Source organism: Priestia sp. P1_B12_1, assembly GCF_056406695.1.
Genome location: NZ_JBFTZR010000001.1, coordinates 509,292 through 531,213, shown reverse-complemented (window position 1 = coordinate 531,213; position 21,922 = coordinate 509,292). Strand labels below are relative to the sequence as shown.

At 38.4% G+C, this 21,922-nt stretch carries 28 protein-coding genes; 23 read left to right on the top strand and 5 right to left on the bottom strand.

The genetic code is table 11. The annotated features are described in order from the left end of the window. Positions 1 to 3 precede the first annotated feature (3 nt). From hisC to AC1D0Y_RS02675, 14 genes are all read left to right on the top strand, one after another. Positions 4 to 1,107, top strand: coding sequence for a histidinol-phosphate transaminase (gene hisC / locus AC1D0Y_RS02740; protein WP_025750397.1), 1,104 nt, complete (start codon positions 4 to 6; stop codon positions 1,105 to 1,107). 72 nt (positions 1,108 to 1,179) lie between these two features. Further along, the gene (locus tag AC1D0Y_RS02735) at positions 1,180 to 2,280 is read left to right on the top strand and encodes a prephenate dehydrogenase (RefSeq protein ID WP_060745945.1); all 1,101 of its coding nucleotides are present in this window, start codon (positions 1,180 to 1,182) and stop codon (positions 2,278 to 2,280) included. A gap of 21 nt (positions 2,281 to 2,301) precedes the next feature. Beyond that, complete coding sequence (gene aroA / locus AC1D0Y_RS02730; RefSeq protein ID WP_060745946.1) at positions 2,302 to 3,591, top strand: 3-phosphoshikimate 1-carboxyvinyltransferase; 1,290 nt, start codon at positions 2,302 to 2,304, stop codon at positions 3,589 to 3,591. Between the two features lie 253 nt (positions 3,592 to 3,844). Further along, positions 3,845 to 5,107 carry a tetratricopeptide repeat protein gene (locus AC1D0Y_RS02725; RefSeq protein ID WP_260505453.1) on the top strand — a complete coding sequence of 421 codons (1,263 nt, stop codon included), beginning with the start codon at positions 3,845 to 3,847 and terminating at the stop codon, positions 5,105 to 5,107. A 97-nt stretch (positions 5,108 to 5,204) separates the two neighbouring features. Then, positions 5,205 to 5,750: a ReoY family proteolytic degradation factor gene (locus tag AC1D0Y_RS02720; protein WP_013058996.1), complete on the top strand. Its 546-nt coding sequence runs from the start codon at positions 5,205 to 5,207 to the stop codon at positions 5,748 to 5,750. A gap of 117 nt (positions 5,751 to 5,867) precedes the next feature. Continuing rightward, positions 5,868 to 6,326 (top strand): YpiF family protein, encoded by a 459-nt coding sequence (locus AC1D0Y_RS02715; protein ID WP_225049502.1) that lies wholly within the window; start codon positions 5,868 to 5,870, stop codon positions 6,324 to 6,326. 204 nt (positions 6,327 to 6,530) lie between these two features. After that, positions 6,531 to 7,031 carry a QcrA and Rieske domain-containing protein gene (locus tag AC1D0Y_RS02710; protein WP_013058993.1) on the top strand — a complete coding sequence of 167 codons (501 nt, stop codon included), beginning with the start codon at positions 6,531 to 6,533 and terminating at the stop codon, positions 7,029 to 7,031. A 3-nt stretch (positions 7,032 to 7,034) separates the two neighbouring features. After that, the gene (gene qcrB, locus AC1D0Y_RS02705) at positions 7,035 to 7,709 is read left to right on the top strand and encodes a menaquinol-cytochrome c reductase cytochrome b subunit (RefSeq protein ID WP_013058992.1); all 675 of its coding nucleotides are present in this window, start codon (positions 7,035 to 7,037) and stop codon (positions 7,707 to 7,709) included. Between the two features lie 110 nt (positions 7,710 to 7,819). Next, positions 7,820 to 8,587 (top strand): menaquinol-cytochrome c reductase cytochrome b/c subunit, encoded by a 768-nt coding sequence (locus tag AC1D0Y_RS02700; RefSeq protein WP_060745948.1) that lies wholly within the window; start codon positions 7,820 to 7,822, stop codon positions 8,585 to 8,587. Positions 8,588 to 8,722: 135 nt separating this feature from the next. Beyond that, positions 8,723 to 9,310 carry a lipoprotein heptaprenylglyceryl N-acetyltransferase LhaT gene (lhaT, locus tag AC1D0Y_RS02695; protein ID WP_050689693.1) on the top strand — a complete coding sequence of 196 codons (588 nt, stop codon included), beginning with the start codon at positions 8,723 to 8,725 and terminating at the stop codon, positions 9,308 to 9,310. 82 nt (positions 9,311 to 9,392) lie between these two features. Then, positions 9,393 to 9,803 carry a YlbD family protein gene (gene ylbD, locus AC1D0Y_RS02690; protein ID WP_013058989.1) on the top strand — a complete coding sequence of 137 codons (411 nt, stop codon included), beginning with the start codon at positions 9,393 to 9,395 and terminating at the stop codon, positions 9,801 to 9,803. Between the two features lie 5 nt (positions 9,804 to 9,808). Next, positions 9,809 to 10,045 (top strand): YlbE-like family protein, encoded by a 237-nt coding sequence (locus tag AC1D0Y_RS02685; RefSeq protein WP_013058988.1) that lies wholly within the window; start codon positions 9,809 to 9,811, stop codon positions 10,043 to 10,045. A gap of 99 nt (positions 10,046 to 10,144) precedes the next feature. Continuing rightward, positions 10,145 to 10,531 carry a carbohydrate-binding protein gene (locus AC1D0Y_RS02680; RefSeq protein WP_028410751.1) on the top strand — a complete coding sequence of 129 codons (387 nt, stop codon included), beginning with the start codon at positions 10,145 to 10,147 and terminating at the stop codon, positions 10,529 to 10,531. Between the two features lie 100 nt (positions 10,532 to 10,631). Beyond that, positions 10,632 to 11,078 (top strand): YlbF/YmcA family competence regulator, encoded by a 447-nt coding sequence (locus AC1D0Y_RS02675; RefSeq protein ID WP_060745949.1) that lies wholly within the window; start codon positions 10,632 to 10,634, stop codon positions 11,076 to 11,078. Positions 11,079 to 11,083: 5 nt separating this feature from the next. On the opposite strand, the gene AC1D0Y_RS02670 is transcribed toward AC1D0Y_RS02675, so the two are convergent. Continuing rightward, positions 11,084 to 11,398, bottom strand: coding sequence for a hypothetical protein (locus tag AC1D0Y_RS02670; RefSeq protein WP_028410753.1), 315 nt, complete (start codon positions 11,396 to 11,398; stop codon positions 11,084 to 11,086). Between the two features lie 77 nt (positions 11,399 to 11,475). Between AC1D0Y_RS02670 and AC1D0Y_RS02665 the strand changes: the two genes are divergently transcribed. Continuing rightward, the gene (locus AC1D0Y_RS02665; protein ID WP_013058985.1) at positions 11,476 to 11,751 is read left to right on the top strand and encodes a YlbG family protein; all 276 of its coding nucleotides are present in this window, start codon (positions 11,476 to 11,478) and stop codon (positions 11,749 to 11,751) included. A 74-nt stretch (positions 11,752 to 11,825) separates the two neighbouring features. Here AC1D0Y_RS02665 and AC1D0Y_RS02660 read toward each other — a convergent pair whose 3' ends face one another. Then, positions 11,826 to 12,212, bottom strand: a complete 387-nt coding sequence (locus AC1D0Y_RS02660; protein WP_060745950.1) for a DUF7147 family protein — start codon at positions 12,210 to 12,212, stop codon at positions 11,826 to 11,828. Between the two features lie 612 nt (positions 12,213 to 12,824). Here AC1D0Y_RS02660 and rsmD point away from each other — a divergent pair. Beyond that, positions 12,825 to 13,394 carry a 16S rRNA (guanine(966)-N(2))-methyltransferase RsmD gene (gene rsmD, locus AC1D0Y_RS02655; protein WP_013084870.1) on the top strand — a complete coding sequence of 190 codons (570 nt, stop codon included), beginning with the start codon at positions 12,825 to 12,827 and terminating at the stop codon, positions 13,392 to 13,394. A 35-nt stretch (positions 13,395 to 13,429) separates the two neighbouring features. Beyond that, a complete protein-coding gene (gene coaD, locus AC1D0Y_RS02650) occupies positions 13,430 to 13,924 on the top strand; it encodes a pantetheine-phosphate adenylyltransferase (RefSeq protein ID WP_013058982.1) in 495 nt (164 codons plus the stop codon). Between the two features lie 58 nt (positions 13,925 to 13,982). Here the strand turns inward: coaD and ylbJ are convergent, their stop codons facing one another. Next, positions 13,983 to 15,191, bottom strand: a complete 1,209-nt coding sequence (gene ylbJ / locus AC1D0Y_RS02645; RefSeq protein WP_477707326.1) for a sporulation integral membrane protein YlbJ — start codon at positions 15,189 to 15,191, stop codon at positions 13,983 to 13,985. 466 nt (positions 15,192 to 15,657) lie between these two features. Here ylbJ and AC1D0Y_RS02640 point away from each other — a divergent pair, with 466 nt between their 5' ends. Continuing rightward, positions 15,658 to 16,455, top strand: coding sequence for a patatin-like phospholipase family protein (locus tag AC1D0Y_RS02640; protein WP_013058980.1), 798 nt, complete (start codon positions 15,658 to 15,660; stop codon positions 16,453 to 16,455). Then, entirely contained in the window at positions 16,445 to 17,461 is a 1,017-nt protein-coding gene (locus AC1D0Y_RS02635; protein ID WP_028410756.1) for a SepM family pheromone-processing serine protease, read from the top strand. The genes AC1D0Y_RS02640 and AC1D0Y_RS02635 overlap by 11 nt, the downstream gene beginning before the upstream one ends. 27 nt (positions 17,462 to 17,488) lie before the next feature. On the opposite strand, the gene AC1D0Y_RS02630 is transcribed toward AC1D0Y_RS02635, so the two are convergent. Continuing rightward, positions 17,489 to 18,688: a nucleotidyltransferase gene (locus AC1D0Y_RS02630; protein ID WP_060745951.1), complete on the bottom strand. Its 1,200-nt coding sequence runs from the start codon at positions 18,686 to 18,688 to the stop codon at positions 17,489 to 17,491. A 179-nt stretch (positions 18,689 to 18,867) separates the two neighbouring features. On the opposite strand from AC1D0Y_RS02630, the gene AC1D0Y_RS02625 reads away from it, so the two are divergent. The 4 genes from AC1D0Y_RS02625 (at position 18,868) to AC1D0Y_RS02610 (ending at position 21,343) form a co-directional block, all read left to right on the top strand. Continuing rightward, a complete protein-coding gene (locus AC1D0Y_RS02625) occupies positions 18,868 to 19,386 on the top strand; it encodes a YceD family protein (protein WP_014458367.1) in 519 nt (172 codons plus the stop codon). 65 nt (positions 19,387 to 19,451) lie between these two features. Next, positions 19,452 to 19,625 carry a 50S ribosomal protein L32 gene (rpmF, locus tag AC1D0Y_RS02620; protein WP_013058976.1) on the top strand — a complete coding sequence of 58 codons (174 nt, stop codon included), beginning with the start codon at positions 19,452 to 19,454 and terminating at the stop codon, positions 19,623 to 19,625. A 169-nt stretch (positions 19,626 to 19,794) separates the two neighbouring features. Beyond that, complete coding sequence (locus tag AC1D0Y_RS02615; RefSeq protein ID WP_028410758.1) at positions 19,795 to 20,562, top strand: enoyl-CoA hydratase/isomerase family protein; 768 nt, start codon at positions 19,795 to 19,797, stop codon at positions 20,560 to 20,562. Positions 20,563 to 20,740: 178 nt separating this feature from the next. Then, positions 20,741 to 21,343 (top strand): RsfA family transcriptional regulator, encoded by a 603-nt coding sequence (locus tag AC1D0Y_RS02610; protein ID WP_013058974.1) that lies wholly within the window; start codon positions 20,741 to 20,743, stop codon positions 21,341 to 21,343. 81 nt (positions 21,344 to 21,424) lie between these two features. Here AC1D0Y_RS02610 and AC1D0Y_RS02605 read toward each other — a convergent pair whose 3' ends face one another. Continuing rightward, positions 21,425 to 21,895: an N-acetyltransferase gene (locus AC1D0Y_RS02605; protein WP_013058973.1), complete on the bottom strand. Its 471-nt coding sequence runs from the start codon at positions 21,893 to 21,895 to the stop codon at positions 21,425 to 21,427. Positions 21,896 to 21,922: the final 27 nt, after the last annotated feature.

The window sequence follows — 21,922 nt, the reverse complement described above, 5'->3', positions numbered from 1 at the left end:
ACGTTGAAGGTAAAAGAACAATTACTAACTTTATCTCCATATAAACCAGGTAAGCCAATTGAAGAAGTAAAGCGTGAATTTAATTTAGATCGCGTTGTAAAATTAGCTTCTAATGAAAATCCTTACGGCAGTTCTGCTTTAGTAAAAGAAGCGATTGCTGCAGAAATCGAAAATATGGCGCTTTATCCAGACGGCTATGCAGCTGAACTGCGTGCAGCAGTAGCAAAGCACGTAGGCGTAGAGCAAGATCAGCTGATTTTTGGAAATGGGTCTGATGAAGTCATTCAAATTATTTGCCGAGCTTTGCTATCGGCTGATACAAATACTGTCATGCCGACGCCGTCATTTCCTCAATATAAGCACAATGCCGTAATTGAAGGTGCAGAAATTCGTGAAGTACCGCTGCGCGGCGGAGATCATGATTTAGATGCTATGCTTCGTGCAATTGATGAAAATACGACAATTGTGTGGGTATGCAGTCCTAATAACCCAACGGGAACGTATGTGAAGGGCGATGAGTTAATTTCTTTTATGAAACAAGTTCCTAAGCATACATTAATCGTTATGGATGAAGCCTATTTTGAGTATGCAGCAGATCAAGCCGACTATCCGGATACGGTAGAGTTTTTGAATGAATACGAAAACTTAATTGTACTTCGCACATTTTCAAAAGCATACGGCTTAGCTTCTTTGCGCATTGGTTACGGTATTGCAAACGAATCATTACTACAAAAAATTGAGCCGGCTCGTGAACCTTTTAATACAAGCCGCATGGCTCAAAAAGCAGCAATCGTTGCTCTTGAAGACCAAGCGTTCATTGAAGAGTGTAAAAAGAAAAATGAAGAAGGCTTGCAGCAATATTATGCTTTCTGTGATAAGAACGGTTTAAACTATTATCCTTCTTTCACTAACTTTGTTCTAATTGATTTTGGCCGTCAAGGCGATGAAGTGTTTCAATTTTTATTGCAGCGCGGATTTATCGTTCGTTCAGGGAATGCATTAGGCTTCCCAACTTCCGTTCGTATTACGGTGGGAACGAAAGAACAAAATGAACAAATTATTGAATTGCTTCAGCAGTTTGTTAATCAAGCAGCAGCGAAAGCTTAATACCTAATATAGTAAAAGATGAGAGTGTGATTTCACACTCTCATCTTCATATGCACAATGAGGTGAAGGAAAGTGACAGAAAATGTTTTTGTTATAGGTTTGGGGTTAATTGGAGGATCGCTGGCGCTTAATATAAAAAAGACGCATCATCATCTTGATGTAATAGGTTTTGACATTAATCAAGAGCAGCTGGAGCTTGCCAAAACCCTAGGTGTAATTGACCAAGCGGCTTCTTCTTTGCAACAAGGCGCGGAGCAAGCGAATTATATTGTTATTGCCATTCCGGTTACTCAAGCAGCGGAAGTGCTAAAACAGTTAGAACATTTTACGCTCAAACAGTCTGTTATCGTCACAGACGTAGGAAGTACAAAAGAAGAGGTAGTGAAGACAGCGGAGGCTCTTATTGCTAAAGGCATTGAGTTTATCGGCGGCCACCCAATGGCTGGGTCTCATAAAAGCGGAGTAGCTGCTTCTAAAGCTCATTTGTTTGAAAATGCCATGTATGTATTAACACCTTCATCTTCTACTTCTTCGGAGGCTTTGGACAGTTTAAAGGAATTGCTAAGTGGTACAAAAGCTAAAATTATTGTGATGTCACCAAAAGAACATGATAAATTAGCGGGTGTCATCAGCCATTTTCCTCATATTATTGCTGCAAGCCTTGTTCATCAAGCAGAATATTACCAACAAGACAACCAGCTAGTTTCGCAGCTTGCAGCTGGAGGGTTTCGTGATATTACACGTATTGCTTCAAGCAGTCCAGCGATGTGGAGAGATATTTTGCTTCATAACCAGGATGCGCTTCTTTCAATGTTTGACCACTGGCTTGAAGAAATGAACGACGTGCGAAATATGATCGAACGAAAAGACGCGAACGATATCTATACATATTTTTCACAAGCAAAACAATTTAGAGATCAGCTTCCTGTACGAACAAAAGGAGCGATTCCATCCTTTTATGATCTCTATGTGGATGTTCCTGACTATCCGGGGATTATTTCAGAAGTAACGGGTTATTTAGCAGAAGATGAAATCAGTATTACAAACATTCGAATTTTAGAAACACGAGAAGACATATACGGAGTATTACGTTTGAGCTTTCAAACAGAGGAAGATAGAAAGCGGGCAAGAGCGTGTCTCCATCAGCATCAATATCAGACGTTTATTTCTTAATGTATGAAAGGCGTGAATGAAATGAGTGGAAAACAATTAAAAACGAATCTTTCATCTCTCCAAGGAGAAATTTCTATTCCTGGAGATAAATCGATTTCTCACAGAGCTGTGATGTTCGGAGCGATGGCAGAAGGGAAAACAACGATTAATCATTTTTTAGCAGGGGAAGATTGCTTAAGTACGATTTCGTGTTTTGAAAAGATGGGCGTATCGATTAAAAGAGAAGGCGAGTATGTCAAAATCGAAGGTAAAGGTATCGAAGGGTTAAGTGAACCTGCTTCCATCCTAGATGTAGGAAATTCAGGAACGACTACTCGTTTAATGCTTGGGATTCTCGCAGGTGTGCCATTTCATACGTCTCTAATTGGAGATGAGTCGATTGCCAAGCGTCCTATGAGCCGCGTTACGGTGCCCCTGCGCTCTATGGGTGCAAAGATTGATGGGCGTGAGCACGGCCAATATACGCCTTTATCGACTCGAGGAGGAGCTTTAAAAGCAATTCATTACCATTCTCCTGTAGCAAGTGCACAAGTAAAATCAGCGATTTTACTAGCGGGACTTCATGCAGAAGGCACAACAAAAGTAACTGAGCCTTTTACATCACGTGACCATACAGAGCGTATGCTTCGCGCCTTTGGAGTAGACGTAGAGGTAGATGGAACGACTGTAAGCATTGAAGGAGGACAATCTCTGCGCGGAACGGATGTCTACGTACCTGGTGACATTTCTTCAGCGGCGTTCTTTCTTGTTGCAGGAGCCATTGTTCCAAACAGCCGAATCGTTTTGAAAAACGTCGGACTCAATCCTACAAGAACAGGTATTATTGATGTGCTTCAGCAAATGGGTGCACGTCTTACAATTTCTAATGAACGTATTCAAAATGGAGAGCCAATTGGCGATTTGACTATTGAAACGTCTCAGTTGAAAGGGATTGAACTTGGGGGGGATTTAATTCCTCGTTTAATTGATGAAATTCCAGTGATTGCTCTTTTGGCGACTCAGGCGAATGGGAAAACGGTTATTAAAGATGCCGAAGAATTAAAAGTAAAAGAAACGAACCGTATCGATACGGTTGCAACGGAGTTAAGCAAGCTCGGTGCCTCTGTTACTCCAACAGCTGATGGCCTCATCATTGAAGGCAAGACTGCTCTAAAAAGCGGTGAAGTAGACAGCTATGGAGATCATCGAATTGGAATGATGCTTGCGGTCGCAGCAGCCATTGCAACGGGAGAGGTAACACTAATGAGAAGTGAAGCTATTCACGTCTCCTATCCTACTTTCTTTGAAGATCTTGATAAACTAAGCGAATAAGAAAAAGACCGGGACAAACGTATTTTGGTTGAAGGGAAATCCGAACGATGAACTGATATTCTTGATAGAGAATCAAACTCGTTCGGATTTTTATTCGAAAAATGTAAGCGTATTCAAATTGATTTGTTGAACAAACGCTCAAACTATTTTATCATGGTGTATAGAAGCATGTGTGCTTGCTTTGGTTTGGAAAAAATAGAAAATTAATTCGTTTTATTTGTATATAAAAAGTGAATGTAATAATAAAGGAGAATTGTGTGTGAAAGAACTAGACCGCGCGATAGGTTACGTAGAATCCAATGAAATTGAAAAAGGTCTTGCCCTTATTCATGAATTGAAAGATAAAGCTACAGACGAAGAAAAATTTTTAATGGCTGAACAGCTTCAAGAGTGGGGACTAGTAAATGATGCGCTGCCTTTAATAGACGAGCTCATCGCTAAATACCCAGAAGAAGGCGAGCTGTATTTATTAAAAGCTGAAATGCTTATTGATTTAGAAGAAGAAGAAGAAGCAATTCATATTTTAAATCAAATTAGCAGCGAAGATGATAACTACGTGCCAGCTCTGCTTCTTGTAGCTGATTTATATCAAATGCAAGGCCTTAGTGAAGTAAGTGAGCAAAAGTTAATGGAAGCGAAAAAAATGCTTCCAAATGAGCCGGTTATAGATTTTGGGCTCGGTGAATTTTACAGCAGTCAAGGAATTTATCAAAAGGCGATTCCTTTTTATCAAACGCTGCTAAAAACAGAAAAAGAATTTAACGGCACGGATCTTCGTCAGCGATTAGCTGAAAGTTTAGCAGGTATCGGCCAGTTCGAAGAAGCTCTTCCTTACTTTGATCAAGCGCTAAAAGATAAGCTTGAGATTAACACATTATTTGAATATGCGATTTCAGCGTATCAAGCAGGTCATTATCAGACTGCTATTGAAAAGTTCACAGAACTAAAAGAGCTAGACCGTGAGTACCATTCTCTTTATTTATATTTAGCAAAATCATATGAACATGAAGAGATGCTAGAAGAGGCTGCGGTGGCTGTCAACGAAGGTATTGCGCAGGATGAATTTCAAAAAGAACTTTACTTTTTTAAAGGGAAGATAGCATTAAAGCGCGGTCTAGAAGAAGAGGCTGAATCGGCATTTCAACAAGCGATTGCACTAGATCCAGGGTATATTGAAGCCATTTTAACTCTCTCTAAACTTTATATGAGTCAAGAGAGATATGAAGATGTAGTAGAGAATATCGAGCACGCCAAAGAATATAATGAGCATGACCCTCATTTTGAATGGGATTTAGCAAAAGCTCACCAGGAATTAGAAAATTATGAAGAAGCGCTAAAATACTACGAATCTGCATACACTGTTTTTAAAGAAGAGTATGCGTTTTTAGAAGAGTATGGCTACTTCTTATTAGAAGAAGGACAGCGCTCGAAAGCGAAGGAGATTTTCCAAGCCTTATTAGCAATAGATCCAACAGTAGATGAAATTCAAGACATATTATTTCAATTAGAAGAATAAATAATAGTTCAGAGGATTTTATTGCTGCCGTGTGGAATAAATAACTGTAAAAGGTGTTTTAACTGAGAGTTTAAACACAGAGGAGGGAAGTGAGAATATGACGACCCCTGTTACTGTCAACGAGAAAAAAGAATTTGTTCGCTGGTTTTTAACGAATTATCAGCTGAAGCGAAGAGAATGTGTATGGATTTTAAATTATTTGATGAGCCATGATCAATTGATGAAACGAGTTCACTTCGTTGAGCAAGCACAGTTTTGTCCTCGCGGGATGGTGATGTCTACGCACTGTGTGGAAGACCCTCCATTTCGTTTTTATAAAGAAAATATCATGACAACCGATGCAGAAAAATCATTTCATGATATTCGTTTGAATCGAGAAGAAGACATTTATATTCAATTAAACTTCCGATCGTTGTATTCATCGCCTCAATATGTGGCTGTACTGGAAGACAATCCGTATATGCCAAAAGCTAATCAAACAAATGAAAAAGACAGAGTATTAGCTGAGCAAATATTGGAAGAATCTATTCAGAAGTTTCAGCGATCAAAAATCATGGAACTAATTGATAAAGCATTAGATGAAAACGATAAAGAAGAATTTCAGCGCTTAAGCGAATATTTAAATAACCATTATGTACAGTAGATAAACGAGGGATTGGCTAGCTTCTTAGGAAAAGGTCAATCTCTTTTTTTATCTCCTTATTCATTTTGGAAAATAAATAAGACAAGCTTTAGCGGGCTTGCTGAGAGGAGAAGGAAGTTGAAGCTTCAGGCCAAGGAAATGGATGTGTACCTACAATCCAAAAGTTATGTTGATACCGTATTGGTTCCGCTTATTCCGATTGATTTCGGAGAAGATTTAAAGCTTACTGCATCTATGAGTGAATATACGACTGCTCTTACTGAAGAGTTAGAAAGGCAATTTAAAGGAAGAGTGATTTTAACACCTAGTTTTACATACTTAAAAAAAGATGGAGTAGCTGCTGTTTATGAAACATTACTTCGTTGGAATGAGCATATAAATGACAATGAAGTCAAACATCTTTTTGTGCTTACTAGCGACCGAGACTGGCTGCAGTTTGAAAAAGAAATAGGGGCGCACTGCATTTGGATACCTGCTTTACCTCTTGAGCATATAGATGAGTCGCATAAGTATACGCTCATCCATGAACAAGTTCAACAGCTCTTACCGATTTTTGTAGAGAAATGGAGTGTTTAAAAAGACTGTAGAATAAGTAATGGAAGCGCACGCAAAATAATGACAAAAAATTTAGAAAAATAAAGATTATTTCCATGTTTTAGGTTTTTATTGTATTGACCTTCCAGAAATATTAATATATCATGATTATGTCCTAGTTTAATAGAATGGTCCATCATGTGTCCAAAATTCTCTGGACTGAACTTTTTTAAAGGGGGGAAAAGCATGGGTGATCGGGTATCAAGACGACAGTTTTTAAACTATACGCTCACTGGTGTAGGGGGATTCATGGCTGCTGGAATGTTAATGCCAATGGTGCGCTTTGCAGTAGATCCAATTTTAGAAAAAGAAGCGGGTCAGGATTTAGTAGCTGTAGCGCAGGTTAAAGACATTACAAAAGAGCCGAAACGTGTCGATTTTAAAATCAAGCAAGTGGATGCGTGGCATAAATCAGAAGAGCCAAGATCGGCTTGGGTGTACAAAACTGATAAAGGTGAAATCGTCGCGCTGTCACCAATTTGTAAGCATTTAGGCTGTACGGTTAACTGGGCTGGTGACAAAAACTATCCACACCGTTTCTACTGCCCTTGTCATGGGGGAATGTATGAAAAAAGCGGTAAAAATGTACCGGGGACACCACCGATGGGACCGTTAGATGTATACGTTCAAAAAGTAAAAGGCGGTACGTTATATCTAGGAAAAGCCAAACCACAAGGAGGGGCATAGAAAATGTTGAATAAAATCTATGACTGGGTGGATGAACGGCTAGATATTACTCCTTTATGGCGAGATGTGGCCGATCATGAAGTGCCAGAGCACGTAAATCCTGCACATCACTTTTCAGCATTTGTGTATTGTTTTGGTGGATTAACGTTTTTTGTTACCGTTATTCAAATTTTATCAGGCATGTTTTTAACCATGTATTATGTACCAGATATAAAAAATGCATGGGAATCCGTTTATTATCTGCAAAATGAAGTCGCTTTCGGACAAATTGTTCGAGGTATGCATCACTGGGGAGCAAGTTTGGTTATCGTCATGATGTTTTTACATACACTTCGTGTTTTCTTCCAAGGAGCATACAAAAAACCCCGCGAGTTAAACTGGATTGTGGGTGTGTTAATTTTCTTTGTTATGTTAGGTTTAGGTTTTACAGGTTATTTGTTGCCGTGGGATATGAAAGCGCTATTTGCAACGAAAGTAGGTTTGCAAATTGCCGAATCCACACCAATTATAGGCCAGCAAGTGAAGACATTACTCTCAGGACATCCAGACATCGTTGGTGCTCAAACACTAACTCGCTTTTTCGCCATTCACGTATTCTTTTTACCCGGAGCTCTACTTGGCTTAATGGGTGCCCACTTCTTAATGATTCGTAAACAAGGAATTTCAGGACCACTATAAAATTTTATACGCTTTATTCAATTAGTCAATCACACTAGTCATCATATGCATCAAGCACATACTCCGTTGTTAGTACTTTCACTAGAACAGTGAGAAAAAGGAGGGAGAACATGCATCGTGGTAAAGGGATGAAGTTTGTTGGAGATTCACGTGTTCCTGCAGAACGAAAACCCAATATTCCAAAAGATTACTCTGAATTTCCAGGGAAAACAGAAGCATTCTGGCCAAACTTTTTACTAAAAGAATGGATGGTAGGGGCAGTTTTTTTAATCGGTTATCTATGTTTAACCATCGCTCATCCATCTCCTCTTGAACGTATTGCCGATCCGACTGATACGGGGTACTTGCCTCTTCCTGACTGGTATTTTTTGTTCCTATATCAATTGCTTAAATATTCATTTGCTTCTGGTCCATATAATATTATAGGTGCATTTATTATTCCAGGGATTGCATTTGGCGCATTAATGCTTGCTCCGTTCATTGATCGAGGGCCAGAAAGAAGACCAGCTAAGAGGCCGCTTGCAACAGGATTCATGCTTTTGGCTATAGCAGCAGTCTTTTTCCTAACGTGGCAGTCAGCGACACAGGTGGATTGGAAAGCGCGTGAAGAGCAAGGGAAAATTAGAGAAGAAGTAGCAATTGACAAAAATTCAGAAGGCTACAAAATCATGCAAGAACAAACGTGCTTGACCTGTCATGGTGATAACTTACAGGGAGGCCCTGCGGCCCCGGCTTTAACAGGCATTGATTTATCTCCTGAAGAAATCGCCAATATCGCAAAAAATGGTAAAGGCAATATGCCAAAAGGTGTTTTCAAAGGTTCAGATAAAGAATTGAAAACGCTCTCGGAATTTGTCGGCAACTTAGGGAAAGAATAGTGAAAATCAGCCAAAGGGCTGGTTTTTTTTTGAATTTATTTAATGCTGTGGTTTACATCAATGAGATAGGTGCTTGCTATTGTTCAAAAACTGTACATAATAAAGAAGAGATTAAATGTAAAGGAGACTTTCTAAATGGCTTGGTTATGGTATACCTTAAAAGATAAGCGTTTTTTAACGCTTCTGCTGATCGTGAATATACTAGGAACAATCTACGGATATATTTGGTATGGAAGCCAATTAGCGGAAACGCCTAAGAAGTTTTTATTATTTGTGCCTGATAGTCCAACGGCAAGCTTGTTTTTTGTTATTGTACTTATCGGTCTTTTACTTGGAAAGCATTTTTCATTGTTTGAAGCTTTAGCAATGATCACGCTGTTTAAATACGGGATTTGGGCCGTCGTAATGAATGTATTGGTCTATGTGTTAACAGGATACATTGATTGGATGATGCTTATGTTAATGGCTTCTCATGCAGCAATGGCTTTTCAAGGGCTTTTATACGTACCGTTTTACCGGATTAAATTATGGCATATAGCTGTTGCCGCTGTATGGGCCGTACATAATGATATCATTGATTACGTTTTTTCTATGATGCCAAGATACAGCATGCTCAATGCGTATATGTCTGAAATTGGTTATTTTACATTTTGGCTAAGCATTTTATCTATTTTCATTACATACTGGTTCACAGTTCGTGCTTCTTCAAAAAAACAGCTATAAAAAATTTTTGAAATAGGCGCACGAAACGAGCTCTCTTTTTCTAAGATATAGTAGGCTATATTTAAGTATGAGGTGAGTGACTGTGAAGGAAACCAAACGAGAGCTTCATCCGTCCGTTGTGGAATTTAAACAATTTGTAAAATCACATCCCAAATTAGTAGAACAGGTTCGAAAGCAGCAAAAAACGTGGAAAGAGCTTTATGAAGATTGGTATTTATTCGGTGCAGAAGATCCAATGTGGGAGGCATATCGTTCAGAAGAAAGTGCAAAGGCTGAACCAGCTGCTGCAACAGAGGAGAAAAAAGATATTATGGGTACAATTGTATCCTCGCTGAAAAACATGGACTTGAATCAAATGCAAAATCATATCACAAATGTAAATTCAGCTATTTCGAATATTCAACAAGTACTGCAGCAATTTCAGCCATCTAAGCCATCCGGTGGAGGAGCAGCTTCCGGGCCAGGGAATCCATTTGGCTTTAGGAAAGATTAAACGCAATGAGAAAAGATATATACGAGTATATGCAGTCTCGTCCTAAACTCAACGACTTCGTTCGTGAACAGCCAATGTGGTACCGGCGTTTATCTAGAAATCCTGAAGAACTCGAGAAATTTGAATTAGAATCCAAGCACTACTACAAACAAACGATTCCTCATAAAGTCGAAAAGTTTTCGAATTCGATTCAAATGGCAAACATGATGTTTCATATGTTTCAGTCCATGAAAAATCAATGATCTCTGCATACATAGCGATGCAGAGATTTTTGCATGTCATGAGTAAAAACAAAGAGTTTGTAAACACTATGGAGAAACGAATGATAAAGGAATGGTATTATGCGCTTACTATTAACGACGGCCTTATGTGTAGTTTCTCTGCTAGGATGCAACCATGATAAACCAAAACCTGAAACTAAAATTCCCTCTCAACCGCGTGCAGCTGAAACGTTTGGTGCAATGAATACAAAACCTTCACTGATGGTACACCAGCATGTGAAAGGACAAAACGTATACGTCGAATGTATTCTAAGCGGGTTTTCATTTTCAACAGAGAGTGGATTCCTTCAAATCACAGTAGATGGAAAACCATTTAAAGAAATGAAGCAAGCAGCCTTTGTTTTAAGTGATCTTCCAAAAGGATCTCATACTGTTACGATTGAACTGATGAAATCTAAAGAAGAAAGTTATCAAGTGAGGAATACCTTTACGGTTGAAATTATATAGTTAAAAAGTAGAACTTGTAGTAAATCAGTGTAAGCTGTTTTAGCAAGTTCTTTTTCTTTAGATCCAAAACGTGATAAGATAAAAACGGAGGTGCACAGCCATGCTGACAACAATGAGAACTGTTGAATTACTCGATGAGTCTGATCACGTAGCGAACATGGTGTTACAATCAGACGTAGCCGAGAACTATCGTCAATGTTTATATAGATTAAATAAAGATTCACATGCACAGGCATTAATTGCTGAATTTGTGAAAATAAAGGAACAGTATGAGGATGTTCAGCGATTTGGAAAATATCATCCTGATTATAAAACCATTACGAGACAAGTACGTGATGTAAAGCGTCAAGTTGATTTACACGTGACAATCGCTGCGTTCAAAAAAGCAGAAAATGAATTACAAAAGCTGCTTGATGAAATTAGCGTTATCCTTGGTCAAGCTGTTTCAGAGCACGTGAAAGTACCGACGGGAAATCCGTTTTTTGATACGGGAAGCAGCTGCGGCGGTGGCTGCGGATCTGGTGGAAGCTGTGGGTGCAGCGCATAAGCCGTTCACTGTATAAATCGAACGCAATCAGCACAGGAATTTCCGCAGCAGGCCATTTTACGCTGTGGAACGTAAAACCTGTGCTGATAAACATAAGTAAGGTGCTGACTTCTGACAAAAGTTGAGCGCCACGTAGCATTTGTATTGGATGTAGCAAAAATAGATGAAGCTTCTAGAAGCTCATCTATTTTTCTACGCTCAATTGATGTGTTTATATACAAAAAGGGTATATTTGTGATTTTTTTGAAAATGACTTGTTCAATAGCTCTCTGCTCGTTAAAATGAGTAAGAAAGAGCATCCAGATATCATCTAAATTCATACATAAAGCACCTACTTCATATAAAAGAATTTATGATAAAGAAAACCAATATAACGTATGCAAAAGGGGAACTAAATATGTTTGTTGAACGTCAAGGAATTGTGGCGTATGTGCATTCTGTTAAGCAAGCAAAAGCATTGCGAAAGTACGGAAATGTACATTACGTATCTAAAGAATTAAAGTATGTTGTCTTATATTGCAACCAAGATGGCATTGAAAAAACAATCCATAAACTTCAGTCTCTACCTTTTGTGAAGAAAGTAGATCCTTCTTATCGGCCGTTTTTAAAAACAGAATTCGAAAATTCAAAGCCGGATAAGGCGAAGGAATATGACTATAAGATAGGAATTTAAACAAAAAAGGAATGTGATGTACATTCCTTTTTTTATTTTACTTGCCCTTGGCAAATGAATAGGCAGGGATGAGATTATTGCATTGGCGGAATAAAGCGGTTCATTCGCAAAATGCCAATAAGGTGCTGATAGTATAGTGCTGTTTCTGGAAATGTAGTAGATGGTTTGACATCGAGTACCACAATTTCTTTTCCCGCTTCCTCAGCAGCTTGTTTAAATAACTCAACGCGCTTGCTGTCGTTTTGTTTTAAAACAATTCCTTCTCGGCAAACGTAAAGCGGTTGGAAATTCCCTTCAGCTGTTGGATGCAAGACAGCGACAAAAGAAGCTACTGGTCGATCTTCTTTTACTGTTCGCAGCATAATAAGATGAGCAAGACGGTGTTTGTTACTTTTGACAATCTCTAACAGCTCATAAATATCTGAATACCCTTCTCCGAGCTCAATAAAACGCTGAATCATATGTATTTCCCCCTTTATGTATTAAAAAAGCAAACTCACGTAGTTTAATGTATCATTGAATATTTTAAGAGTAAATAAAAAAATCCCTACAACTACTCATTGTAGGGCCCTTCAATAAAGGGGTGTAATCACCTCTGCGATTACAAGCACCTTGATGAAGGCAAAGGGAGAGGAGAAACCGGAGGAAGAACTTATGGGGAAACGTAAGTCTTCTCCGCGGTTGGCAACAACATCGGTTAGATGATGTTGTTACTAGTCAGTATGTCCGTTTTAGACGTTCATATACCTGTGTTGTGAAATTCACTTTTTCATACATAAAAGACTGATAACATGACAGAGAAAAAGGGTAAATTTACGTTTATTATGACATATTAAAGTAAAGGAAATCTTCTATGAACGAAATGCCGAATGATCTTCATAGGTGTATCTTCTAGAAAAGAATCAGTGTATCTAAGGACACGGTCATAAAAGTCCAGCATAAAAGCAAGCTGCTGGGTTATTGCACAGAATGTATACAGCATTGAATAAATTGAGGATTTTTGCTAGTCTTTGTAATTCAAAATATGTTAGGATAATGAAGAATAAGGAAGTAAAAGTAAGGTAGTGATAAGGATGAGAGTAGTAGCAGGTTTATATAAAGGCCATGCGTTAAAGGCGGTTCCAGGATACTCAACCCGCCCTACAACAGATAAGGTGAAAGAAGCTATTTTTAATATGATTGGACCGTTTTTTGAAGGTGGAACAGCTCTTGATTTGTTCGGTGGAAGCGGTGGCTTGGGAATTGAAGCTCTAAGCCGAGGAATAGATAAAGTCATTTTTGTGGATCGGGATGGCAAAGCGATTCAGACGATTAAAGCAAACTTAGCATCTTGCCGGTTAGAAGACCGCGCTGAAGTGTATCGAAATGATGCAGAACGTGCACTGAAAGCGATAAAGAAAAGGGAGCTGACTGTCGATTTACTTTTGCTTGATCCACCGTATAAAGCACAAAAGTTGAAAGCGCTTATCGAAACGGTAAGTGAAGAAAACCTTCTAGCAAAAACAGGAATTATTGTAGCGGAGCATTCTCATGATGTACATTTAGATAATGAGATTGGTTTATTTGAAAAAATAAAAAGCGAAACGTACGGTATCATTGGTGTTTCTATTTATACATACAAAAAAGAAGAATCAGTTGAATAAATCAATGAGCTGTTAGATGTAGAAAGGGGATACGTATGGGCAGTATAGCTGTTTGTCCAGGAAGCTTTGATCCAGTTACAAATGGACATTTTGATATTATTAAACGAGGCGCAAATGTATTTGATACGATTTATGTGGTTGTTTTAAATAACTCTTCAAAAAGTCCTCTATTTACAGGGGAAGAGCGAGTAGCTTTGCTGAAAGAAGTAACAAAATCACTTCCTAATGTGGTAGTCGAGTCGTACAGCGGATTATTAATGGAATATGCAAAAGAAAAGCAGGCAAAGACCATTTTAAGAGGTTTGCGTGCGGTATCGGATTTTGAGTACGAAATGCAAATCACATCTGTAAATCGCGTATTAGATAAAGAGATCGAAACGTTATTTATGATGACAAATAATCAATACTCGTTTTTAAGTTCTAGTATTGTAAAAGAAGTAGCTAAATATGGCGGGAATATTTCTGAATTAGTTCCTCCCCCTGTTAGAGAAGCGCTTGCGGAAAAATTTGAACAGCTGTCTCAAAAATAAGATAAAAAAGAACGTGACGTTTTCTTTGCCGATAAGAAAACGTCACGTTCTTTTTTTACTAGGAACGATGAAGAAACGTTCGTTTTGAATATATATAAATATAGCAGCATAGCGTAAAAATCGTTAAGAGCGGACCGTACACGTTTAGCCACTGCGATAGAATCGTAATGGACTCCAAGTGAGAAAAAACCGGCAGTGCTCCTTCTGATGCTTGAAAAGTAGTAATGGATTCTCGAAGAGGACCCCATAGAAAGGTAGTGAATACTACCGCAAAAAAGCCGTGAAAAATGCGTGCAATAAAAAACGGAAAAAATCGAATATCTGTTTCTGCGAGTATACTAGCCACTTGTGCTTGAACGGAGAAACCGCTGAAGCCTAATACAAAGCTAACGATGATAATTTGATGAAACAGCAGCGTGTCAGGCGCTTCACTTGCTAGACGGCTTCCTAGCGTGATTTCAAAAAGCCCTGAAATAAAGGGGAGGCTCAGTTCAGTCCCTATATGACAGAGGGAAAATAAATAAGCTAGACCGCTGCTTAAAACGGCCGTGATATGAGTAACATATAAAAGTTTGTTTAATACAGAAAATAAAATGATAAAACCGCCAATCATTAAGAGAGATTGAACAGCAGAAGTAACCGCATCTCCTAGAAGCTTCCCGATAGGACGCTTATCTTTTAAACGCGTTTTATGCATTTCATGAAAAGCTAACGATAAAGAAGGTTTTTGAGTTACTTGTCCTTTCGGTTTTGCTGATCCATAAAAACGCATCACCAATCCTACACAAATATTCCCTATGTAATGTGAGAGAGCTAATATGATACCGACAGCTGGATTGTGGAAAAAGCCAACTGCCACAGCTCCAAAAATAAAAATAGGGTTAGATGAGTTAGTAAATGATACGAGTCTTTCAGCTTCGATAGCTGTTAGCTGCTTTTCTTGACGCAGCCGGGAAGTGATTTTTGCACCTGAAGGAAACCCAGAAGCCATGCCCATTGCTAAAGCAAAACCCCCTACTCCAGGTACTCGAAATAAAGGCCTCATAAACGGCTCTAATAAGATCCCAATGAACTTCACTACGCCAAACCCAATAAGCATTTCTGAAACAATAAAAAAGGGCAGCAGAGAAGGAAAGACGACCTTCCACCATGTGTTGAGACCTCTTACTGAACCTTCTAGCGCTTCTTTTGGATATACAATAAGCGCAATAGCGAGAAGCGTTACGCTCGTCCCGAGCAGAAGTGTTTTCACCATCGATTTATTCAATGAACGATTCATCTCCTTTTCTAAGCTCACGTCATTTTGATATGAATGAAATGAGGAGTTTTAGGCAAATGTACAAGTTCTTCTATATATCAATATACGAAGCTATGCATCGACTTTATGCCTGTGAGTAAGGAGAAAATAAATTCATACTGAATAAAAAGGCGTCTTGTCACATTTGGAAATACAATTCATATACATAAATCAGTGCACTTCTAAGATAGTCAAGGAGTAAAAAAACGTATACGCAGCAAGCGAAGAGCAAGAATTTCTTAAAACAACCTTCAGTATAGTATAATGCTTAATAACCACTGTGCATTGAGCAAAACATATCTTTAGCTTCATACTAAATGAACAAATTCAAAATGAAGAATAGTCCTACCGAAGACAGGGCAACAATGATAGAGAAGCTCATCAAATGTTTTTACATTTTTAGAAGTCTATAAGGTAAAACGAGGGGGCAGGTAAAGTGGAAAGCCCAAAAATAGGAGTTGCGTTAGGCTCAGGTGGAGCTAGAGGTTTTGCACATTTAGGAGTAATCAAAACGCTAACAGAAAATAACATTCCTATTGATTTTCTAGCTGGCAGCAGCATGGGAGCTTTAGTTGGTGCACTATATGCGTCAGGTATTGAACTGGCAACTCTTTATAAAATGGCGCTAACGTTCAAACGAAAGTATTATTTGGATTTTACCGTGCCTAAAATGGGATTTATTACGGGCAACAGAGTAAAATCGTTGGTTCGCACCTTTACGCAAAATAGAACCATTGAACAGCTATCTATACCGTTTGCCATTGTAGCGACAGATTTGAAAACAGGAGAGAAAGTGGTGTTTAAAAAAGGACCTATCGCTGAAGCGGTGAGAGCAAGCATTTCAATTCCAGGAATCTTTGCTCCCGAAGTAATTGATGGACGATTGCTTGTAGACGGCGGGGTAGTAGACCGTATTCCTGTGTCGGTTGTAAAAGAAATGGGATCTGATATTGTCATTGGAGTCGATGTATCAAAAGCGAAAGTGAATGCAGAAATTAGCTCTATTTTTGATGTCATTATGCAAAGTCTAGATATTTTGCAAGATGAGCTAGTAGCTCATCGGACCATTGCTTCAGACATTATGATTCGTCCTAATCTCGATACTTTTAGTTCCAGAGCGTTTACAAACATTCAAGAAATGATTTCAATTGGTGAACAAGCAGCACATGAGCAGTTGCCTTCTATCCTGCAAGCAATTGATCATTGGAAGGAGAACAAAAAAAGTGAAATCTAGAATTAGAATTTTGGTATATTTGGCTGTTATTGCAGTGGTGGCAATGCTTTGTTTTTATCCTTTGCCGTACTACATTACAAAGCCTGGAATGGCAGAAGAACTTGCGCCTATTATTAAAGTAGAAGATGGATACCATGAAAAAGGGACGTTTATGCTGACAACTGTAAGAATGGGCAGAGCAACTCCTCTTTCATATGGTCTTGCGAAAATACAGGACTTTCATGAAATTTTCCCTACAAAGCAAATTTTGCAGCAAGGTGAAAGCGATGAAGATTACTCGACAAGGCAATTACATATGATGGATACGTCAAAAAATGCCGCTATTTCAGTCGCATACGAAAAAGCTGGAAAGAGCGTTTCTTATCTCAATAAAGGCGTATATGTTACATATGTCGTAGAAAATATGCCTGCACATGGAAAACTCCATGTTGGAGATGTAGTGACGAAAGTAGACGAGAAAAAAATTCAAACTGCTGAGGACTTAATCAACTACGTATCGACTAAAAAAGCAGGAGATTCAGTATCAATCTATGTAAAAAGAGATGGCAAAGAAAGCAAACATACTCTAAAAGTTAAAGCATTCCCTGACGAGCCGAAACGAGTAGGCTTAGGAATTGCCTTAGAAACGAACCAAGAACTAAAAGTTAAGCCCGATATACATATTGATACTGAAAAAATAGGAGGGCCTTCAGCTGGACTGATGTTCTCGCTTGAAATTTATAATCAGCTTGTTAAAGAGGACATGACAAAAGGCCATCGCGTTGCAGGTACAGGGACTATCAATGATAAAGGAGAGGTAGGACCAATCGGAGGTATTTCGCAAAAAATTGTAGCCGCAGATAAAGAAGGAGCAGAAATTTTCTTTGCACCAAATGAAAAAGGGGCTGCGGGCTCTAACTACCGAGAAGCAGTGAAGACAGCTAAAAAAATAGACAGTGATATGAAAATTGTACCCGTAGATTCATTTTCGGATGCCGTCACGTATTTAGAAAAGCTGAAACCATAAAAAAATCGTCTCTTGCAGACGATTTTTTTATGGCCAAATGATAGGAGGCTGCGTGTATTCTTGTTTCATAAATTGAGAGCGCAGAGGCTCTTGAAACGGCATACTATAAACATGTGTTGCTTTAATATCGATATCAATTTCTTTTAGTTTACATTGCGAGACAGTGGATACAATAGGAAGGGACAGCTTTTTCTTAATTGTTTTTAAATAGTCTTGTCCGGTCTTTGACATTCCCAATAAGCGAATGTAAGGATCAGCTTGTTGCATCTCACTTTTTGTTGTATTGGTTAAAAGGTGAAGGCACATGCGCTGTAACCGGGTTCTCGTATATCGCTTCGTTTTAACCTTTGTTAAAAAATCTTCAAATGAAGTAGCTGAAGAAATATAAGATAGCAGCCGATGTTCAATACCTTCTTCTATTTCATAAATACGCTGTAAGTCATAAAGCGGAGTAGTTAATAATTTGTATTTCAAAAATGGGAAATAATGCTCCCAATGATGAAACTGTCCGTGTGCTTGCTTGTAAGCTGCTAATTCATTTGCTGTACTAACTGGCATGTGCTTGCTCAGATCCTCATGGCTGCTGCTGTCAAAAATAGCTTTACGTATGCTTGTAGCGCTTGAAATAAAAGAAGAAGATAGGGAATCATCGTGATAATGTGATTGAATTCGAGTGATTGTATATGGTTTAATAGATGCATGCTGTTTTTTAATGGCAGCTACATAGCTCATTCCAAGCACATTATTTGGCTGAGATAAATCAATAGGAGCCTCCGTGAAAAGCTGTAAGAAAGCGTTGGAAGCTGCTTTTGGATAACTGTTCCCTTTTTTCATCTCTTGTTGAATTAAAGCGGATAGTTCTGATTCATGAGCTTCGAGCAAATCAGCGGTGCGGGTAAATGAGTCAATATTGCCATTTTCGCTGCCAAAGCATACAAAGTCAGCGCGAAGGGATTCTAAAATAGAAATAGCGCCGCTTGCGAATGTTTCAGCTTTTTGAGTAGAAAAAGCATAGGGTAATTCAACGACTAAGTCTGCACCAGCGGCTAAAGCCATTCTTGTGCGGGACCATTTTGATACAAGAGCAGGCTCTCCGCGCTGCAAAAAGTGCCCGCTCATCACAGCAATCACACAATCTGCTCTGGTTTGTTGTTTGGCTTGCTGCAAATGATAAGCGTGTCCATTATGAAAAGGATTATATTCGACAATTATTCCAACTGCTTGCATAATGTCTCCTTTTAATTTATTATTTTTAGTCTAGCTCTTTGTTTTAAAAACATTTTTTTATGAGAGTAAGAAATATTTACAAAAAAGCATATTTAAGTACATTATAGTGTAAAGAAAAAATATTGACAAATAATCTTGTGAAAGCTATAATAACCTTTGTTGCCTTGAGGTGATTAACAATGAAATGGACAATACATCAATTGTATCAGTTGCAAAATAAAGGTCTAACATTTGACGAAGTGATTGACGGCAAAGAGTTTATGAATGCTGATCCTCAAATTCGTAGAATGTCAGATGTAAATGTGAAAGGAAGAGCCGACATTAGCTCTTCGAAAGTAACATTTCACCTTAAAATCTCAGGAGAAATGACGTTGCCTTGTGCTCGTACATTAGTTGACGTTCCGTATCCGTTTGAAATTAACGCAACTGAAACGTTTTTATTGAATGTGAATGCTGATTATGAAGAAGATGCTGAAGTACGCATTGTAGAGGGAGAAACGGTTGATTTACAACCTTTGATTCAAGAGTTAATTATTGTTGAAATTCCTCTGCAGGTATTTAGTGAAAATCAGCAAGCGGCAGGAGCAGCTCCACAGTCAGGAAAAGACTGGGAAGTTGTTACCGAAGAAGAACAGCAGGAAAAAGTAGATCCCCGCTTAGCCGTACTCGAAAATTTCTTTAAAGACAAAAAGAAATAAAAATGCGAAGATCCGGCTTTCGGGCCTTCATATGATTTTAAAATTCTTTTAAGGAGGTGGGAATAATGGCTGTACCTTTTAGAAGAACATCTAAAATGAAGAAAAGAACGCGTCGTACGCACTTTAAATTACAAGTTCCTGGTATGGTAGAGTGCCCAAATTGTGGTGAAATGAAACTATCACACCGCGTATGTAAAGCTTGTGGTACTTACAAAGGAAATGACGTAGTAAGCAAATAATTGCTTATTTAAATAAAAGACCCTCTTAAAGGGTCTTTTATTTTTTTTGCCTTTTTTCCTTCTCTGCCCTTTGGAAGAGAAGGATTTTTCTTATAGAACAAGAACTCTTTTTAAATAAACAATTACTGTTGTAAAAGGATTCATACCTTGTCTATAAGGAGGAAAAAGCATGAAAAAAAGCGAGTTGTTTACTACAAGCCAAGGCATTGCTACGTTTGTGATTAATCGTCCTGAAAAGCGTAATGCTATTGATTATGATGTTATGAATGAACTGCAGCAAGCTGTAGATTATGTGAAACATGATCAGTTAGTAAAAGCTTTCGTAATTACAGGTGCTGGTTCAGATGCATTTTGCAGTGGAGGAGATTTAAGCGTATTTCATGAGCTAAAGACTTCGAAAGAGGCATCTCAAATGTTAACGAAAATGGGGAAAATTCTTTATGAGATTTTAACACTCCCAAAACCCACAGTTGCCCTTTTGAATGGAACATCGGTTGGAGGAGGATGTGAGCTTGCGATTGCATGTGACTTCCGTATAAGTGCAACACATAGCGAAATGGGATTTATTCAAGGGAATTTAGGAATTACAACAGGCTGGGGAGGAGGAACCATTCTTCTTGAAAAGCTGCGTTATCAAGAAGCGATGGAAATGATCTACAGTGCTCAGCTGTATGGAGTAGAACGAGCAAAGCAAATTGGATTTCTTTCCTATGTCACGTCGTTTAAAGAGCTAACTATGAGGTGTGAGGAGTGGTTAGCGCCTATCACTCATAAACCGACCCATGTATTGCAAGCTTACAAAGAAATCGCTATTGAGAAATGGGAGCAAAGCCGGGTTTGGAATCGGATGGAACAAGAAATTCATCGCTGCTCGATATTGTGGGAGTCGCCTGAGCATGAAGAAGCGGTTCAAAAGGTCATCGTTAAAAAAGCATAGTTATGAACTGCATTTCCATAGCAATATAGTGAATAAGCGAAAGATGAAAGAATCACAGGTTTCCCATTTTGCTTCAAAGTATATGAAAGATTTTCTTGATTGAGAAGAGGAACAATAGTCTATCTTATCTAGTAGGTGCATATTCATTTAATAAGTACGGATAAGGAGGGATAGAAAAATGACTTCTTCTCGTCAAGATGCATGGACTCATGATGAAGATTTATTACTCGCAGAAATTGTACTGCGTCATATACGTGAAGGTGGCACTCAGCTAGCTGCATTTGAAGAAGTGGGGAAGAAACTTACACGAACATCAGCAGCTTGTGGCTTCCGCTGGAATTCTTTTGTGCGCAAACAATACAAGACTGGTATTGATCTTGCGAAAAAACAGAGAAAAGAATTAAAAGCAAGAACTGTTTCAAAAGATGACGAGCAGCCTGCACGCTTATCATATATGGAAGCAGAGAAACATATTTCGCTTAATGAGGTAATTAAATATTTAGAAAATGTAGATCAAGGGCAAAGGCACTCGTCAGAGCTTCTCGAAGCTAATGAAGAACTGCAGCAAAAGATTGAACGTTTACAAGAGAAAGTAACGATTTTGGAAAAAGAAAAAAAAGCTTTGCAAAACAACTTGTTAATTGTGGAAGATGACTATAAAGCTCTTATTGAAATTATGGAGAGGGCTCGTAAAATGGTTGTATTAAAAGAGGATGAAAAAAGTAGAAAAGTGAAATTTCAAGTGGATAAAAATTTAAATTTAGAAAAGGTTCAAAAGTAAAGGGACAGTTTGAAGGCTCCCTACTTCATGTTGATCACATATACCACATAGATATAAAATAAACAGCTGGAAATCAGCTGTTTATTTTTGTTCGCTTACACCGTTTGGTAGCCAAATAAGAGGGTTTTCTCCCAAATCACGATCGATATCATATGTTACAGGTACAAACCCCATTTTTGACCAAAAATCACTCGATTTTACTCGTGGGCTTGTTTTGATAGGTAATTGAAAGGATTTGGCGTATTCAACGAGGGTTTGACCCAATCCTTTGCGCTGAAAATCGCTGAGCACTTCGAGTTTCCACACTTCAATATACGTTTGGGGCGGCTCGAAATATTGATCGTACTGTTTGTTTCGCTTATAGAGACTCATCCGAGCCACTAAGCTATTTCCGAAATAAATACCGTAAAACGGAGAATTTATTTCATTATCGGAAATTTTGGCATGTAATTCTTCTAGCATTGAAAGTTCTTGAATGCCATATTCTTTGAATTTCTTGAACTCTTCTAGTGTTTTAAAATTAATTTTTAAATGCTTCACTTCGTAATTCATCCCATATCCCCCTTGTTATGTCTCCTT

Coding starts and splice junctions, on each gene's coding strand:
- coaD (WP_013058982.1), top strand. CDS start 13,430: ATGGGCAGTATAGCTGTTTGTCCAGGAAGCTTTGATCCAGTTACAAAT.
- lhaT (WP_050689693.1), top strand. CDS start 8,723: ATGGCTTGGTTATGGTATACCTTAAAAGATAAGCGTTTTTTAACGCTT.
- AC1D0Y_RS02720 (WP_013058996.1), top strand. CDS start 5,205: ATGACGACCCCTGTTACTGTCAACGAGAAAAAAGAATTTGTTCGCTGG.
- AC1D0Y_RS02680 (WP_028410751.1), top strand. CDS start 10,145: ATGCGCTTACTATTAACGACGGCCTTATGTGTAGTTTCTCTGCTAGGA.
- AC1D0Y_RS02670 (WP_028410753.1), bottom strand. CDS start 11,398: ATGAATTTAGATGATATCTGGATGCTCTTTCTTACTCATTTTAACGAG.
- qcrB (WP_013058992.1), top strand. CDS start 7,035: ATGTTGAATAAAATCTATGACTGGGTGGATGAACGGCTAGATATTACT.
- AC1D0Y_RS02615 (WP_028410758.1), top strand. CDS start 19,795: ATGAAAAAAAGCGAGTTGTTTACTACAAGCCAAGGCATTGCTACGTTT.
- AC1D0Y_RS02665 (WP_013058985.1), top strand. CDS start 11,476: ATGTTTGTTGAACGTCAAGGAATTGTGGCGTATGTGCATTCTGTTAAG.
- AC1D0Y_RS02710 (WP_013058993.1), top strand. CDS start 6,531: ATGGGTGATCGGGTATCAAGACGACAGTTTTTAAACTATACGCTCACT.
- AC1D0Y_RS02675 (WP_060745949.1), top strand. CDS start 10,632: ATGCTGACAACAATGAGAACTGTTGAATTACTCGATGAGTCTGATCAC.
- rpmF (WP_013058976.1), top strand. CDS start 19,452: ATGGCTGTACCTTTTAGAAGAACATCTAAAATGAAGAAAAGAACGCGT.
- AC1D0Y_RS02605 (WP_013058973.1), bottom strand. CDS start 21,895: ATGAATTACGAAGTGAAGCATTTAAAAATTAATTTTAAAACACTAGAA.
- AC1D0Y_RS02610 (WP_013058974.1), top strand. CDS start 20,741: ATGACTTCTTCTCGTCAAGATGCATGGACTCATGATGAAGATTTATTA.
- AC1D0Y_RS02685 (WP_013058988.1), top strand. CDS start 9,809: ATGAGAAAAGATATATACGAGTATATGCAGTCTCGTCCTAAACTCAAC.
- AC1D0Y_RS02700 (WP_060745948.1), top strand. CDS start 7,820: ATGCATCGTGGTAAAGGGATGAAGTTTGTTGGAGATTCACGTGTTCCT.
- AC1D0Y_RS02660 (WP_060745950.1), bottom strand. CDS start 12,212: ATGATTCAGCGTTTTATTGAGCTCGGAGAAGGGTATTCAGATATTTAT.
- rsmD (WP_013084870.1), top strand. CDS start 12,825: ATGAGAGTAGTAGCAGGTTTATATAAAGGCCATGCGTTAAAGGCGGTT.
- AC1D0Y_RS02630 (WP_060745951.1), bottom strand. CDS start 18,688: ATGCAAGCAGTTGGAATAATTGTCGAATATAATCCTTTTCATAATGGA.
- aroA (WP_060745946.1), top strand. CDS start 2,302: ATGAGTGGAAAACAATTAAAAACGAATCTTTCATCTCTCCAAGGAGAA.
- AC1D0Y_RS02625 (WP_014458367.1), top strand. CDS start 18,868: ATGAAATGGACAATACATCAATTGTATCAGTTGCAAAATAAAGGTCTA.